The following is a 15,622-nucleotide window of genomic DNA, read 5'->3' on the forward strand; positions in this document are numbered from 1 at the left end:
CCGATGGTCCGGGGGACTACGGTGAATCGGTGACGCTGACCGTATCCGCGCAAGTCGCCCTGATCCTCGCCGGGCTGATCTTCCTCTGGGCATTGCTGCTCGGCATCTGGAAGTTCCAGCAGATCGCCCGCAGTCCGCAGGGGCAGGCTCACGTCTACGTCGACATCGCCCACCGGGCGGCGCTCCTGTACGCCTTCGCGACCGGTCTGCTGGCGGCCTTCGTCCAGTTCAGCGCCTGGCCTACCTGGCTCAATGTGGGTGCACTGAGTGTGGTGGTGTTCTTCTTCGTCGCCGCGATCGGGTCGTACTGCCTGCACGGTTGGAAACAGGACACCGAGAACCAGCTGAAGCCGCTGCACCCGCCGGTGATGGGCTTCATGATCGCGCTGATCGTCGGCGAGGTGGGCGGCAGCGCCCTGATCCTGGCCGGATTCATCGTCGAACAGGCAAAGAGCTGGGGCTGACCGGGTACGCGCCGCCTGCGCGCAGACTTATCAGCCGAATCCGGGCGGGGGACCGGGGTAGTCGGGCACAGTGCCGCCGAACGCGGGGCAGCGGGACTTGTGCTCGCAGAACTTGCAGAGCCACGACCGTTGCGGCTGGAAATCTCCCGTGGCGACCGCGATACGGATTGCCGACCAGATGGCCGTCAGTGTGCGTTCGAACCGCTCGAGTTCGGCAGCCTCGGGAGTGTAGGTCAGTTGCTGGCCGTCGGCGAGATACATCAGCTGCAACCGGTCCGGGACAACCCCGCGGTCGCGCCACAACGCCAGCGCGTAGAACTTCATCTGGAACAACGCCCGCGCCTCGCCGGATTCGCCCGGTGCGCGGCCGGTCTTGTAGTCGACCACCCGGACCTCACCGGTCGGGGCGATATCGATGCGGTCGATGAACCCACGCAACGGCAGGTCGACCGACGACACCTCCAGATACTCCTCGCACGAGGCTGCCTCGAAGGCGGTGGGATTCTCCATCGAATAGTAGGTGGCGATCAACTTCTGTGCTGAGGCGATGAACTCGTCGGCCGCCTCCGGGGCGACCACCTCGTGCAGGGACGGATCACCCTCGCACAACGCCGCCCACGCACCCTCCACCAGCAGATCCGCCGATTCCCGGGTGCGTAGCTCGGCCGGCATGTCGAACAGGTTCTCCAGCGCCGCATGCACCACCGTGCCCCTGGTCTGCGCGGGTGTCGGTGTCTCGGGAAACCTGTCGATGGTCCGGTACCGGTAGAGCAGCGGGCACTGTTTGAAGTCGGCCGCCCGCGACGGCGACAGAGCCAGCGGCCGGCCGACGATTCCCCGGCGGTCGCTCTCCGCCGGCATTGCGCGGTGCCGCGGCGTGGTCTGTTCGACGGTGATACCCACAATTGGCAGGTTAGGCGACTCCTGTGACAATCTCGTCCGGACACCCACACCCCGCCGCCGACCGCCTGACGGGGAACAGGAAGGAAACACCTCACCATGCCCACAACCGGCCCGTTCGTCATCGGCGATCGCGTTCAGCTCACCGATGCCAAGGGCCGCAAGTTCACCGTGGTCCTCGAGGAAGGCAAACAGTTCCACACCCATCGCGGCGCGATCAGCCACGACGACCTGATCGGAGCCCCCGAGGGATCCATCGTGTCGGCGACCAGCGGCACGCAATACCTGGCGTTGCGTCCGCTGCTCGTCGACTATGTGCTCTCGATGCCGCGTGGCGCGCAGGTGATCTATCCGAAAGACTCCGCCCAGATCGTCACCGAGGGTGACATCTTTCCCGGTGCGCGAGTCCTGGAGGCCGGTGCCGGATCGGGTGCACTGACTTGTTCGCTGCTGCGGGCCGTGGGTTCGCACGGTGAGGTCCGCTCGTACGAGGTGCGTGAGGATCACGCCGAACACGCCCAGCGCAACGTCGAGACGTTCTTCGGCGGCGCCCCCGACAATTGGCGGCTCGTCGTCGACGATCTGGCCAACCACGATCCTGCCGACCAGTACGACCGCATCATTCTGGACATGCTGGCGCCGTGGGAACCGCTCGACGTGGTGCGCCGGACATTGAAACCGGGGGGAGTCCTGGTGATTTATGTCGCGACCGTCACTCAGTTGTCGCGGGTGATGGAGGCGCTGCGCGATCAGGAGTGCTGGACCGAACCACGCGCCTGGGAGTCGATGGTGCGCGAGTGGAGCGCCGTGGGTCTGGCTGTGCGTCCCGAACACAGAATGCAAGGTCACACCGCATTTCTGATCACCGCGCGGCGCCTGGCCGACGGGACGACCACCTTGCGGCCACAGCGCAGACCGACCAAGGGCTGACGTGCGCACCGGTTCGGTGGGTTCATCGCGGAAACATCACGCACACACGGGCGCGACACACATTTAACGCCGCGACCGGCCGTAAGGTGCGCCGTGCGAAGCATTCGGCGCCGTGCACCGGTAGCGTGGAGTCACGGTGCATCACTCGAGTGTGCTTCCGGGGAGAGGAGTCAGCAATGACCGAATCTGACCGTCAAGACAATTCCGGCCGGGCAAATGAGTCCCGGACGCCGAACGCCGGGGATTCGTTCGTCCCGGCCTATTCGCCGACAGCGGCGTTGGGTGCGGATGCCAATCGCGATCGTGAGCTCCAGCAGCGGGTGGACTCGCTGACGGTGCGCAACGCCAAACTTCTCGAAACGCTCAAGGAAGCACGGCAGCAGCTCATCGCCTTGCGCGAGGAGGTCGACCGGCTCGGCCAGCCGCCCAGCGGTTACGGTGTGCTGCTTGAGGTGTACCCCGACGCCACCGTCGACGTGTTCACCTCGGGCCGCAAGATGCGGCTGTCGTGCTCACCGAACATCGACGTCGACACCCTCCACAAGGGGCAGACGCTACGCCTCAACGAGGCGCTGACCATCGTCGAGGCGTGCGAGTTCGACTCGGTGGGGGAGATCAGCACCCTGCGCGAGGTCCTCGCCGACGGCAAACGCGCACTCGTCGTCGGTCACGCCGACGAGGAGCGGGTCGTGTGGCTGGCCGAGCCGCTGATCGGCTCGATGGAGGGCGACATCGACGGCCCGGGCCGCAAGCTTCGCCCCGGTGACTCGTTGCTGGTGGACACCAAGGCCGGCTTCGCGTTCGAGCGGGTACCCAAGGCCGAGGTCGAGGACCTGGTCCTCGAAGAAGTACCCGACGTCGGCTATGAGGACATCGGCGGTCTCGGTCGGCAGATCGAGCAGATCCGCGACGCCGTCGAGCTGCCGTTCCTGCACAAGGACCTGTTCCGCGAGTACGCGTTGCGCCCGCCCAAGGGTGTGCTGCTGTACGGACCTCCCGGTTGCGGTAAGACGCTCATCGCCAAGGCCGTCGCCAATTCGCTGGCCAAGAAGATCGCCGAAGTGCGCGGTGACGACGCCAAAGAAGCCAAGTCGTACTTCCTGAACATCAAGGGCCCCGAGCTGCTCAACAAGTTCGTCGGCGAGACCGAGCGACACATCCGGTTGATCTTCCAGCGGGCACGGGAGAAGGCCTCCGAAGGTACCCCGGTCATCGTGTTCTTCGACGAGATGGACTCGATCTTCCGCACCCGCGGTTCGGGCGTGTCCTCCGACGTCGAGACCACTGTCGTCCCGCAGTTGCTCAGCGAGATCGACGGCGTCGAGGGCCTGGAGAACGTCATCGTCATCGGCGCCTCCAACCGTGAGGACATGATCGACCCGGCCATCCTGCGTCCGGGGCGACTGGACGTGAAGATCAAGATCGAACGGCCCGATGCCGAGTCGGCGATGGACATCTTCTCCAAGTACCTCGTCGACGCGCTGCCGGTGCACGTCGACGACATCAACGAGTTCGGTGGAGACAAGGCCGCGTGCATCCGGGCGATGATCGAGCGGGTCGTCGAGCGGATGTACGCCGAGAGCGAGGACAACCGCTTCCTCGAGGTCACCTACGCCAACGGTGACAAGGAGGTCATGTACTTCAAGGACTTCAACTCGGGTGCGATGATCCAGAACGTCGTCGACCGGGCCAAGAAGTACGCGATCAAGTCGCAGCTCGACAGCGGCCAGCCCGGCCTGCGGGTGCAGCATCTGTTCGACTCGATCCTCGACGAGTTCGCCGAGAACGAGGACCTGCCCAACACCACCAACCCCGACGACTGGGCGCGGATCTCGGGTAAGAAGGGCGAGCGGATCGTGTACATCCGCACCCTGGTCACCGGCAAGAACTCCGGTGCCAGCCGGGCTATCGACACCGAGACCAATACCGGTCAGTATCTGTAGCGGCACGTGAACGCTCCGGGTGCCCTACCACGGACATGCGTGGCACCCGGGGCTTTCGCATATGCGGCGCGCCGACCGTAGTCCGGTCGTACGACGATCTATAGCCCGACTGCCGATCTGCGATTAGAGTCATCGCGTGACCACTCCCCAGGGATTGCTGCCATGCCGGGTACATGTCAACGGGCAGGTCTTCCGCCTCGGCGGGGCCCCGCAGACAACGTTGGGCCGGACGCCTGAGAACGATATCGTCGTCAACCACCCACTCGTCTCGCGTCGGCATCTGGCCTTCGTGTGGCGAGGTAACCACTGGGCGGTGGTCGACGCCGGAAGCACCAACGGATATTTCGTCAACGGACGACGCCTCGGCGAGTTCGCCATCAGCGGACCGGTGCAGATCCGGCTCGGCGACCCGAACACCGGACCGGTCATCGAGGTCATCCCAGAGCAGGCACAGCGGCCGGCGCACATGCCACCTCCCAACCGTCAGCCGTCCCGCGAAACCATCAGCGTCAGCGCCGGCGGACCTGCCCGCACCATCGGCCGCACACCGGACAATGACATCGTCGTCAACGACGTCCTGGCATCGCGCCACCACGCAAAGCTGTCGCAGGTCGGCGAAGGCCTGGTCCTCGAAGACCTGCACAGCGTCAACGGCACCTTCGTCAACGGCTCCCGCATCAGCCGGGCGGTACTGCGCGAGAACGATGTCGTCACCATCGGTAACAGCGACTTCGTGGTCAGTCACGGCACCCTGCTGCGCGGCCAGGAGGAGTCCGCCGTCGCCGACGGCGTGCAGGTCACCGCCGTGAGCCTCACCGTCGACGGCAACAAGAAACTGCTGCAGAATGTCTCGTTCAACGCCGCTCCAGGCACGCTCACGGCCATCATCGGGCCCTCGGGTGCGGGCAAGTCGACGATGTCGAAGATCGTCGCCGGCTTGGCCAATCCCACCGCCGGCTACGTGACATTCGAGGGCCGCAACGTCCACGAGGAATATGAGGCGCTGCGCACCCGCATCGGGATGGTGCCGCAGGACGACGTGCTGCACATGAAACTGACATTGCGGGAAGCACTCAGGTACGCGGCCGAACTGCGCCTGCCCACCGACTCCTCCAAAGCGGACCGCGACAAGGTCATCATGGGAGTGCTCGCCGAGCTGCAGCTGACCGAGCATCTGGACACGCGCGTCGACAAACTATCCGGTGGCCAGCGCAAACGTGCCTCGGTGGCGATGGAACTGCTGACCGGGCCGTCGCTGCTGATCCTGGACGAGCCGACCTCCGGTCTCGACCCGGCCCTCGACCGCCAGGTGATGAAGACTCTGCGCCTGCTCGCCAATGCCGGCCGGGTGGTGATGGTGGTGACGCACTCGCTCAGCTACCTGTCGATGTGCGATCAGGTTCTACTGCTCGCCCCGGGCGGTAAGACCGCCTACTGCGGCTCGCCTGCCAAATCGAACGTGATCGCGGCGATGGGAACCGACGACTGGGCCGAGATCTTCGAGTTCGTCGCGTCCTCCCCGGACGTTGCCGCATCGCGGTATGAGTCCGGACGCATTCCCACGCCCCCCGCACCTCCGGCCCCGCGCAGCGGCAAACCGATCCGGGCGCCGCAGACCAGCATGGTGCGGCAGATCAGCACCATCGGCCGCAGACAGGTCCGGCTGATCTTCGCCGACCGCGGATATCTGGTGTTCCTCGGTGTGCTGCCGCTCGTGCTCGGGTTGCTCACCCTGGTCATACCCGGCGACAAGGGCCTGACCCTCAACAACGCCGACAATCCGGGTGAGGCCGTCCAGATCATCGTGGTCCTGGTCCTGGGCGCGATGTTCATGGGTGCGGCGCTGACGGTGCGTGACCTGGTCAGCGAACGTGCCATCTACGAGAGAGAACGGGCGGTCGGACTGCGTCCGTCGTCGTATCTGGGTGCCAAGATCCTGGTCTTCTTCGTGATCGCCATCCTGCAGGCGGCGGTCATGCTGGCCATCACCTACGCCGGCCGCGGCACACCCGCCGGCAACGGCTTCTTCCTGGCCAGCTCACTCGAGCTGTTCGTCGCGCTCGCCTTGCTCGCCTGCGTGAGCGCCCTCATCGGTCTGACCATCTCGGCGGTGGTGCGCTCGGCCGAGCAGACGATGCCGCCGCTGGTCCTGGTCGTGATGGTGCAGTTGGTGTTCTGTGCCGGTCTGTTCCCACTTGCCGGGCGTGCCGGTCTCGAGCAACTCGCCTGGCTGTTCCCTGGCCGCTGGGGGTACGCGGCATCCGCGATCGCCGTCGACCTCACAAAGATCGCACCGCTGGCACCGCAGACGCAGGACGAACCGCTGTGGGAGCAGACGGCGACGTCGGCGTTCCTCAGCTACGGGATCCTGATCGCTATGGGTGCGTTGCTGGTATTCGTCACCTACTCCAAGCTGACCCTCAAACGTAAGAGCCAGCCCGGAGCAGCCAACCGCGGCTAGGACGGCCGGTATCAGGAAGAAGTGACGGCCGCGGCCGCGGTCGCGCCGTATCCCGAGTCGGTGATCGTGACCCCGGGCCCGGCGTCCTCGGCCGTTCCCGACGGGTACCGGACGAATCCGAGCTCTGCGTCGTCGGTCAGATTCGCGTGTTTGGGCAGTACGCGGGCCGTGTAACCGTGTCTGCCCGAATGCCGGGGCGACACCACGGCGGAGAACAGGGTGCGTCCCGACGCATCGGGTCCGCCGGTCGGCGTCATGTCGGTAATGGCCGGGTCTAGTATGTCGCCTTCCGGTGAGACTCGGCCGACGAGTGCCTGCACGGCGACCCGTTCGGGGGTGAATCCGCCGAGTTCGACGTGCGCGGTCAGTGTCACCGACGCACCGGGCTCAGCATCAGGTGTTGCAGTGGCGGCAGTCGCCGCGTCGGAACCGGAGTCCTCGACTCCAAGGATCTGCACCGCACCCCACTTCTGATTGAGCTGGTCCCGGTACCGCGCGAGGTCGCGGGCGCCGGCGTAATCGTGGGCGCAGATCAGCTCGAACGAGGCGGCCGCCGGTGCGTACAGGGCGGTCGTGTAGTCGCGGACCATGCGTGAGGCCAGCACCTTCGGGCCGAGTTCGGCGAGCGTATGCCGCACCATCTCCACCCAACGCTGCGGGACGCCGTCGTCGTCGCGGCCGTAGAACAGCGGGATCACCGACTCCTCGAGCAGCTCGTAGAGTGCCTGCGCCTCGAGATCGTCGCGGCGGTGCTCGTCGGTCACCCCCTCGGCCGAACCGATGGCCCACCCGTTCTCCCCGTCGGCCATCTCGTCCCACCATCCGTCGAGGATCGACAGGTTCAGTCCGCCGTTGAGGGCGGACTTCATCCCCGACGTTCCGCACGCCTCCAACGGGCGAACAGGATTATTGAGCCACACGTCGCACCCGGCATAGATGTGCCGGGCCATCGAGATGTCATAGTCGGGCAGGAAGATCATCCGATCACGCAGTTCGGGGTCCTCGGTGAACCGGACCACCTGCTGGATCAGCGCCTTGCCGCCGTCATCGGCCGGGTGGGCCTTGCCCGCGATGACGAGTTGCACCGGGCGGTCCGGATTGGTGAGGATCGCCCGCAACCGCTCCGGGTCACGCAACATCAGCGTCAGTCGCTTGTAGGTGGCCGCGCGCCGGGCGAACCCGATCGTGAGCGCGTCGGGGTCGAAGATGTCGGAGGTCCAGCCGAGTTCGGCGTCGGTGAATCCGCGGTCGCGTCCACTGGTGAAAGCCCGCCGCCGGACTTCGTCGACGAGATCGGCGCGCAGTTCGTTGCGCTGGTTCCATATCTTCCCGGCAGTCAGTTCCCGGTATACCGCATCGGCCGACGGTGAGTCGGGATCGGTGAGATGCTGCCACGCGGGGGCCACCCAGGTGGGTCCGTGCACGCCGTTGGTGACCGACCCGATCGGCACCTCGTCGGCATCGAAACCCGGCCACAGGTCGGCGAACATCTCGCGGCTCACCCTCCCGTGCAGTTCCGAGACGCCGTTGCTGCGCTGACCGAGCCGAAAACCCATGTGCGCCATGTTGAAGACGTTGGGGTCGGCCTCGTCGCCCAGGTCCAGCACCGTGGCCGCGTCGAGACCGCCGAGCAGCCGGGATCGGCCCTCGGTGTCGGGATCGAGGTAGTAGCGGACCAGATCCACTGGGAACCGGTCGATACCCGCGGGCACCGGAGTGTGTGTGGTGAAGATGTTCGAGGCGCGCACCACGGACTCGGCGGTGTCGAAATCGAGTCCGTCCGGCCCGGTCACCAGTTCACGGACGCGTTCGACACCGAGGAACCCGGCGTGCCCCTCATTCATGTGGAACACCGACGGCGCGGTCCGGCCCGACAGGCGCGTGTACTCGCGGATCGCGCGGGTGCCGCCGATTCCGAGCAGGATCTCCTGCTTGATGCGATGGTTCTGGTCACCGCCGTAGAGCCGGTCGGTGATCGCCCGCATCTCCTCGTCGTTGCCCGCGAGGTCGGAGTCGAGCAATAGCAGCGGTATCCGGCCGACGGTCGCCACCCAGATCTGGGCGGTCAGCACGCGGCTGCTCGGCATCGGGATGGTGACGAACACCGGGGCACCGTCGGTGCCGGTCAGCAAGGTCAGTGGCAGGGCGGTCGGATCGTTGACCGGGTAGCGCTCGACCTGCCAGCCGTCGTGGCTCAGGCTCTGCCGGAAGTAGCCGGAGCGGTAGAACAGCCCGACCCCGATCAGCGGCAGCCCGAGGTCCGATGCCGCTTTGAGATGATCGCCGGCGAGGATGCCGAGGCCGCCGGAATAGATGGGCAGTACCTCCGAGATACCGAACTCCATCGAGAAGTAGGCGATTCCGGACGGCGCGGCGTGGGTCGGGTCGCCGTCGAGAGTTGCCGCGTAGTCACCGAACCATGCTGAATCGGCGAGGTAGGACTCAAGGTCGGCGGCAGCTTCACGAAGTCGGCCGATGAAGTCGGTGTCGGTGGACAGTTCTGCGATGCGCTCGGGGGAGACCTCCGAAAGCAGCCGCAGTGGGTCGCGGTCGGCGGACCACAGGTCGGGGTCGACGGCGGCGAAGATGTTCTGCGTCGGCGTGTGCCAGGACCATCGCAGGTTGTGGGCGAGGACGGACAGGTCGGCGAGGGACTCGGGCAGTGGCACCCGGACGGTGAACCGGCGAAAGGCTTTCACACGCCTGTACGCTACCGAGCCCCGGCCGTCGCTGCGACCGGTTGCGGCTGCCGCCGGGTTAACACTGTGCGACGAAGCCGCCGGGTCTGTTCTATGACACCGGGCCGGACACGACGATGACACCGGACCGGCCCGGCCGGGCACGTGCGGAAACCGATCATGCGGCTACTAGGCTCGAAGTATGCAGCGAATCATCGGTACCGAGGTCGAGTACGGCATATCTGCGCCCGGCGACCCGACCGCGAACCCGATCATGACGTCCACCCAGGCGGTTCTGGCCTATGCCGCGGCCGCCAGCGTTCCCCGAGCCAAGCGCACACGCTGGGACTACGAGGTCGAGTCGCCGTTGCGTGATGCCCGTGGCTTCGACCTCGGCCGTGGGTCGGGACCGGCCCCGATCATCGACGCCGACGAGATCGGTGCGGCCAATATGATCCTCACCAACGGTGCCCGGTTGTACGTCGACCATGCCCATCCCGAGTATTCGGCACCCGAGGTGACCGATCCGCTGGACGCGGTCATCTGGGACAAGGCCGGCGAGCGGGTGATGGAGGCCGCGGCCCGCTACGTCGCGAGTGTTCCGGGTGCACCGAAGCTGCAGCTGTACAAGAACAACATCGACGGCAAGGGCGCCTCCTACGGCACCCACGAGAACTATCTGATGGACCGCAGCACCCCGTTCACCGCCGTGATCGCCGGACTGACGACGTTCTTCGCGTCCCGTCAGGTGATCTGCGGGTCCGGGCGAGTCGGTATCGGCCAGTCCGGTGACGAAGCCGGTTTCCAGCTCTCGCAGCGTGCCGACTATATCGAGGTCGAGGTGGGTCTGGAGACCACCCTCAAACGCGGCATCATCAACACCCGTGACGAACCACACGCCGACCCGGAACGGTACCGCCGACTGCACGTGATCATCGGCGACGCCAACCTCGCCGAGACCGCCACCTACCTCAAGGTGGGAACGACGTCCCTGGTACTCGACCTCATCGAAGCCGGGGTCGACTTCTCCGACATCGAACTGGCACGCCCGGTGACCGCCGTGCACACCATCAGCCACGATCCGACGCTGCAGGCGACCGTCGCCCTCACCGACGGACGCGAACTCACCGCTCTGGCGCTGCAACGCGAGTACCTGCAGAGGTGCACCCGTTTCCACGAGCAGAACCACAGCGACGACGCGCGGGCCAAGCATGTCCTCGACACGTGGGCCGATGTGTTGGACAAGCTTGAACGCGACCCGATGGAATGCTCGGACATCCTCGACTGGCCGGCCAAACTGCGGCTGTTCGAGGGCTTCCGCCAGCGGGAAGGACTGACGTGGTCGGCGCCCCGTCTGCAACTGATCGACCTGCAGTATTCGGATGTGCGCCTGGACAAGGGCCTGTACAACCGGCTGGTCGCGCGTGGCTCGATGAAACGGCTTGTCGACGAGGCCGACGTCACCCGGGCGATCACCTGCGCACCGGAGAACACCCGCGCCTACTTCCGCGGTGAGTGCCTGCGCCGGTTCGGTGGGGAGGTAGCGGCGGCGAGCTGGGACTCGGTCATCTTCGATCTCGGCGGCGAATCCCTGGTCCGGATCCCCACGCTCGAACCACTACGCGGCAGCAGAGCACATGTGGGAGCGCTCCTCGATTCGGTGGACTCGGCCGCAGAACTGGTCGGGCAGCTCACCAACTAGGGCTTGCCCCCGAGAACACGCGCTATGTGACGACACCCTGGCGCAGTGGCCACCCGCGAGGCCACCGGCACCGGTAGGGTGGATCGCACGACAATCGGTGACACGGTCGTACCGGTGCCAGGCACCGTCGGCCGTCATCGATACGGCTCGCCGACAGGCGATCGGTAAGGAGGCAGCAGATGGCGCAGGAACAGACCACACACGGTGGCGGCGGCGATGACGAGGGTCTCGGCCCCGACGGCAGTGCCGGTCAGGAGCGGCGCGAGAAGCTGGCCGAAGACACCGACGACCTGCTCGACGAGATCGACGACGTGCTGGAGGAGAACGCCGAGGACTTCGTGCGCGCTTACGTGCAGAAGGGCGGCCAGTGAGCGACCGGTTCAGTTCATCCACTCCCGGTTCGTCACTGCGTCCCCACCTGTCTTTCGGGGCTGACATCTCCTCGTTCACCGAGTATTTGCGCATGCACGCTCCCGAGCAGTTGCCCGCGGCCCGGGCGGAGCGGCTCGCGGCGATGCGCGGTGCCGACGCCTCGGACATCCCGCACGGCACCACGATCGTGGCGGTGTCATACCCCGGTGGGGTGGTGCTCGCGGGCGACCGCCGCGCCACCATGGGCAACCTGATCGCCACCCGCGACGTGCGCAAGGTGTACCTCACCGACGACTACTCGGCGGCCGGCATCGCGGGCACCGCGGGTATTGCGATCGAGATGGTCCGGCTGTTCGCGGTCGAGCTGGAGCACTACGAGAAGCTCGAAGGAGTGCCACTTACTCTCGACGGCAAGGTAAGCCGCCTCGCGTCGATGGTGCGCGGAAATCTGGGTGCGGCGATGCAGGGCCTGGCTGCCATTCCGTTGCTCGTCGGCTACGACATCGACCACGACAGTCCCGATGAGCGGGGCCGGATCTTCTCCTTCGACGTGGCCGGTGACCGGCACGAGGAGTTCGGTGGTTATCAGGCGATCGGGTCGGGATCGGTGTTCGCAAAATCGTCCCTCAAGAAGCTGTACCGGCCCGACCTCGACGAGGCGTCGGCGCTGGCCATCGCAGTGGAGGCGTTGTATGACGCCGCCGACGATGATTCGGCGACCGGCGGTCCGGACCTGGTCCGCAGGATCTTCCCGACGGCGGCCGTGGTCGATGCGTCCGGGTCCCGAGAGGTGGCATCGTCCGAGATCGAGGCGGCGGCCCATGCTGTGGCCGATCGTCGTGCCGAGGCACATGAGGGGGATGCGCGATGACTTTTCCGTACTACGCCAGTGCCGAACAGATCATGCGCGATCGTTCGGAGTTGGCCCGCAAGGGTATCGCGCGTGGGCGCAGCGTCGTGGCGCTCACGTACGCCGACGGCGTGCTGTTCGTCGCCGAGAATCCGTCGAACACATTGCGCAAGGTCAGCGAGATCTACGACCGCATCGGATTCGCCGCAGTAGGCAAGTACAACGAGTTCGAGAGTCTGCGCAAAGCCGGGATTCAGCTCGCCGACATGCGTGGGTACAGCTACGACAGAGCGGATGTGTCCGGGTTGTCGCTGGCCAACGCATACGCCAACACGCTGGGTTCGGTGTTCACCGAGCAGCCCAAGCCGTTCGAGGTGGAGCTGTGTGTGGCCGAGGTGACCAAGCCCGGCAAATCCGGGGTGTCGCAGCTGTACCGGATCAGCTACGACGGATCGATCTCGGACGAGACAAGGTTCCTGGTGATGGGCGGGGCCACCGAGTCCATCGCGTCCGCACTGCGGGAAAAGTACGAGTCCGGCCTGAGTCTGGCCGCCGCGCTGACCCTGGCCGTCGACGCGCTGGCCACGCCGCCCCCCGCTGCCAATGGCGCCGCGGAATCGCCACGACGCGAGTTGACGGCGAGCGACCTGGAGGTGGCGATCCTCGATCACAACCGTCCCCGAAGGGCATTCCGCAGGCTCACCGCCAAGACCATCGAGGAACTGCTCGCCCAGACGACACCGGATGATCCCGAAGCGGTCTCAGCAGAAGAGTCGACCACAACCGAAGATCCGTCGAAGTAGTCCCCCGAACACAGAACACAGAACGAGTAGGGTTGAGCCGTGCAGCGTCGAATCATGGGGATCGAAACGGAGTTTGGTGTCACGTGCACCTTTCATGGTCATCGTCGGCTGAGTCCTGACGAGGTTGCCCGGTATCTGTTCCGGCGGGTCGTGTCGTGGGGTCGGTCGTCGAATGTGTTCTTGCAGAACGGCGCTCGACTGTATCTGGATGTCGGCTCGCATCCGGAGTACGCGACGGCCGAGTGCGACAGCCTGATTCAGCTGGTCAATCACGACCGGGCCGGTGAACTGGTTCTGGAGGATCTGCTGATCGACGCAGAGCAGCGGCTGGCCGATGAGGGCATCGGCGGCGATATCTATCTGTTCAAGAACAACACTGATTCAGCGGGCAATTCATACGGTTGCCACGAGAATTATCTGGTGGTGCGCGCGGGGGAGTTCTCCCGGATCTCCGATGTCCTGCTGCCGTTCCTGGTGACCCGGCAGCTGATCTGTGGGGCGGGCAAGGTTCTGCACACGCCGAAGGCGGCCACGTTTTGTCTGTCTCAGCGAGCCGAACATATCTGGGAGGGTGTGTCGTCGGCGACCACCCGGTCGCGGCCGATCATCAATACCCGGGACGAGCCACATGCCGATGCCGAGAAGTATCGGCGTCTGCATGTGATCGTGGGCGATTCGAACATGTCGGAGATGACGACGCTGCTGAAGGTAGGCTCGGCGACGCTGGTACTGGAGATGATCGAGGCGGGCGTGAGTTTCCGCGATTTCGCCCTCGACAATCCGATCAGGGCGATTCGCGAGGTCAGCCACGATACGACGGGTCGTCGTCAGGTGCGTCTGGCCGGTGGCCGGCAGGCGAGCGCGTTGGAGATTCAGCGTGAATACTATGCGCGGGCCGTCGAGCATATGACCAACCGGAAACCCGATCCGGAGATGGATCTGGTGGTCGATCTGTGGGGTCGGGTGCTCGATGCCGTCGAATCAGGTGACTTCTCGAAGGTCGATACCGAGATCGACTGGGTGATCAAGCGGAAGTTGTTCGAGCGCTACCAGAATCGATATTCGATGGATTTGGCCGATCCGAAGATCGCTCAGCTCGATCTGGCCTATCACGACATCAAACGTGGCCGCGGGGTGTTCGATGTGCTGACACGGAAGGGTCTGGTGGCGCGGGTCACCACGGATGAGGCGATCAAAGAGGCCGTCGATGAGCCTCCGCAGACGACTCGCGCCAAGTTGCGGGGTGATTTCATTTCGGCGGCGCAGAAGGCGGGCCGGGATTTCACGGTCGACTGGGTGCATCTGAAGCTCAATGATCAGGCGCAGCGCACGGTCTTGTGCAAAGATCCGTTCCGGAGTGTCGATGAGCGCGTTGATCGTTTGATCGCGTCCATGTAGTCGTAGGGTTTCTCGGGTGGCCACATCGAAGATCACGAAGGACGAGCGAGTCCTGAATCTGGTGATCTGTTTACTCCATACACCAAGGTTCGTTACCGCTGAGTATATTCGCGCGAATGTGAACGGGTATGCGGAGTCGAAGACCGATCTGTCGTTCAAACGGCAGCTCGAGCGTGACAAGAAAGAGCTTCGTGATGCCGGGATACCGGTGATCACGGGTCTGACCGCCGAGGGTGACGAGGGTTACCGGATCGACCCGGCCAGCTATGAGCTTCCCGAGATCGCGCTCGACGAGCAGGAGTCCGCGGCGGTGGCGATGGCGGCCGCGTTCTGGGAGATGCCCGAGATGGCGACACTGTCGCGGACGGCGATGCTCAAGCTCGGGGCCGCCGGGATTGATCTGCCCGGTGATGCGTTCGCCGGTATCGAAACCCCCGAAGGGCGTTCCGCGGGTGCCGAACCGGTGCTGGCGGCGCTGGTTCGGGCGATCGACACCGGTCGCGCGGTCACCTTCGTCTACCGTGCCGGCACCACCGCGGCACCTGTCACGCGGACGCTCGAGCCGTGGGGTGTGGTCACCCATCGTGGCCACTGGTATGTGGTCGGCCACGATCGCACGCGTGAGGAGACAAGGACGTTCCGGTTGTCGCGGTTGGCCGATGTGGTGTCGATCGGCAAGGACGGCTCGGTGACGATTCCCGACGGTATCGACCTACAACAGGTCGTTGCCGACACCGTCGACACCGCCGTCGGTACGACCGAGATCATCGCTCATGTGTGGGCTGCGCGGGGGCGGGCGAACGGTGTGCGCCGGATGGCTCGGCGGGTGACGCCCCAGCGGTTGGGTGAGGAGGACGGCGATCTGCTGGAGATCGAGGTGCGCTACATGTCGTCGGTGGTGCGGGTGATTCTCGGCGCCGGGGCCGACGCGGTGGTTCTTGATCCACCTGCCTTGCGGGACATGGTGATCAGTGCCCTCGACAACCTGATCGAGGTGACCGGGGCGAGCGCAGCGACGGGGAATGTGACCGGGGCGAGCGCAGCGACGGGGAATGTGACCGGGGCGAGCGCAGCGACGGGGAATGTGACCGGGGCGAGCGCAGCGACGGGGAATGTGACCG

At 65.5% G+C, this 15,622-nt stretch carries 11 protein-coding genes and 1 pseudogene; 10 read left to right on the top strand and 2 right to left on the bottom strand.

The window, feature by feature from the left end; genetic code table 11:
- Window positions 1-29: 29 nt before the first annotated feature.
- Window positions 30-464 (top strand): hypothetical protein, encoded by a 435-nt coding sequence (locus KDB67_RS15220; protein WP_291017274.1) that lies wholly within the window; start codon window positions 30-32, stop codon window positions 462-464.
- Window positions 465-494: 30 nt separating this feature from the next.
- On the opposite strand, the gene KDB67_RS15225 is transcribed toward KDB67_RS15220, so the two are convergent.
- Window positions 495-1,325, bottom strand: a complete 831-nt coding sequence (locus KDB67_RS15225; RefSeq protein WP_291017277.1) for a RecB family exonuclease — start codon at window positions 1,323-1,325, stop codon at window positions 495-497.
- 138 nt (window positions 1,326-1,463) lie between these two features.
- Here KDB67_RS15225 and KDB67_RS15230 point away from each other — a divergent pair, with 138 nt between their 5' ends.
- From KDB67_RS15230 to KDB67_RS15240, 3 genes are all read left to right on the top strand, one after another.
- Window positions 1,464-2,294 (top strand): tRNA (adenine-N1)-methyltransferase, encoded by an 831-nt coding sequence (locus tag KDB67_RS15230; protein WP_291017255.1) that lies wholly within the window; start codon window positions 1,464-1,466, stop codon window positions 2,292-2,294.
- 176 nt (window positions 2,295-2,470) lie between these two features.
- Window positions 2,471-4,237 (top strand): proteasome ATPase, encoded by a 1,767-nt coding sequence (gene arc, locus KDB67_RS15235; RefSeq protein WP_291017258.1) that lies wholly within the window; start codon window positions 2,471-2,473, stop codon window positions 4,235-4,237.
- A gap of 136 nt (window positions 4,238-4,373) precedes the next feature.
- On the top strand, window positions 4,374-6,698 hold the full coding sequence (locus KDB67_RS15240; RefSeq protein WP_291017260.1) for an FHA domain-containing protein: 2,325 nt from the start codon (window positions 4,374-4,376) through the stop codon (window positions 6,696-6,698).
- A gap of 11 nt (window positions 6,699-6,709) precedes the next feature.
- On the opposite strand, the gene glgP is transcribed toward KDB67_RS15240, so the two are convergent.
- Window positions 6,710-9,397: an alpha-glucan family phosphorylase gene (gene glgP / locus KDB67_RS15245; protein ID WP_291017262.1), complete on the bottom strand. Its 2,688-nt coding sequence runs from the start codon at window positions 9,395-9,397 to the stop codon at window positions 6,710-6,712.
- A 181-nt stretch (window positions 9,398-9,578) separates the two neighbouring features.
- Here glgP and dop point away from each other — a divergent pair, with 181 nt between their 5' ends.
- The 6 genes and pseudogenes from dop to KDB67_RS15275 all read left to right on the top strand — a co-directional run.
- Window positions 9,579-11,078, top strand: coding sequence for a depupylase/deamidase Dop (gene dop / locus KDB67_RS15250; protein ID WP_291017264.1), 1,500 nt, complete (start codon window positions 9,579-9,581; stop codon window positions 11,076-11,078).
- A 179-nt stretch (window positions 11,079-11,257) separates the two neighbouring features.
- A complete protein-coding gene (locus KDB67_RS15255) occupies window positions 11,258-11,449 on the top strand; it encodes a ubiquitin-like protein Pup (protein ID WP_291017266.1) in 192 nt (63 codons plus the stop codon).
- The gene (prcB, locus tag KDB67_RS15260; RefSeq protein WP_291017268.1) at window positions 11,446-12,321 is read left to right on the top strand and encodes a proteasome subunit beta; all 876 of its coding nucleotides are present in this window, start codon (window positions 11,446-11,448) and stop codon (window positions 12,319-12,321) included. The genes KDB67_RS15255 and prcB overlap by 4 nt, the downstream gene beginning before the upstream one ends.
- Complete coding sequence (gene prcA, locus KDB67_RS15265; protein WP_291017270.1) at window positions 12,318-13,103, top strand: proteasome subunit alpha; 786 nt, start codon at window positions 12,318-12,320, stop codon at window positions 13,101-13,103. The genes prcB and prcA overlap by 4 nt, the downstream gene beginning before the upstream one ends.
- 39 nt (window positions 13,104-13,142) lie before the next feature.
- Window positions 13,143-14,501: a Pup--protein ligase gene (gene pafA, locus KDB67_RS15270; RefSeq protein WP_291017272.1), complete on the top strand. Its 1,359-nt coding sequence runs from the start codon at window positions 13,143-13,145 to the stop codon at window positions 14,499-14,501.
- A 16-nt stretch (window positions 14,502-14,517) separates the two neighbouring features.
- A pseudogene (locus tag KDB67_RS15275) lies at window positions 14,518-15,501 on the top strand (WYL domain-containing protein); the annotation flags it as partial.
- Window positions 15,502-15,622: the final 121 nt, after the last annotated feature.

The sequence above is a fragment of the Gordonia sp. (in: high G+C Gram-positive bacteria) genome (genome assembly GCF_020438995.1).
Classification (GTDB): domain Bacteria; phylum Actinomycetota; class Actinomycetes; order Mycobacteriales; family Mycobacteriaceae; genus Gordonia.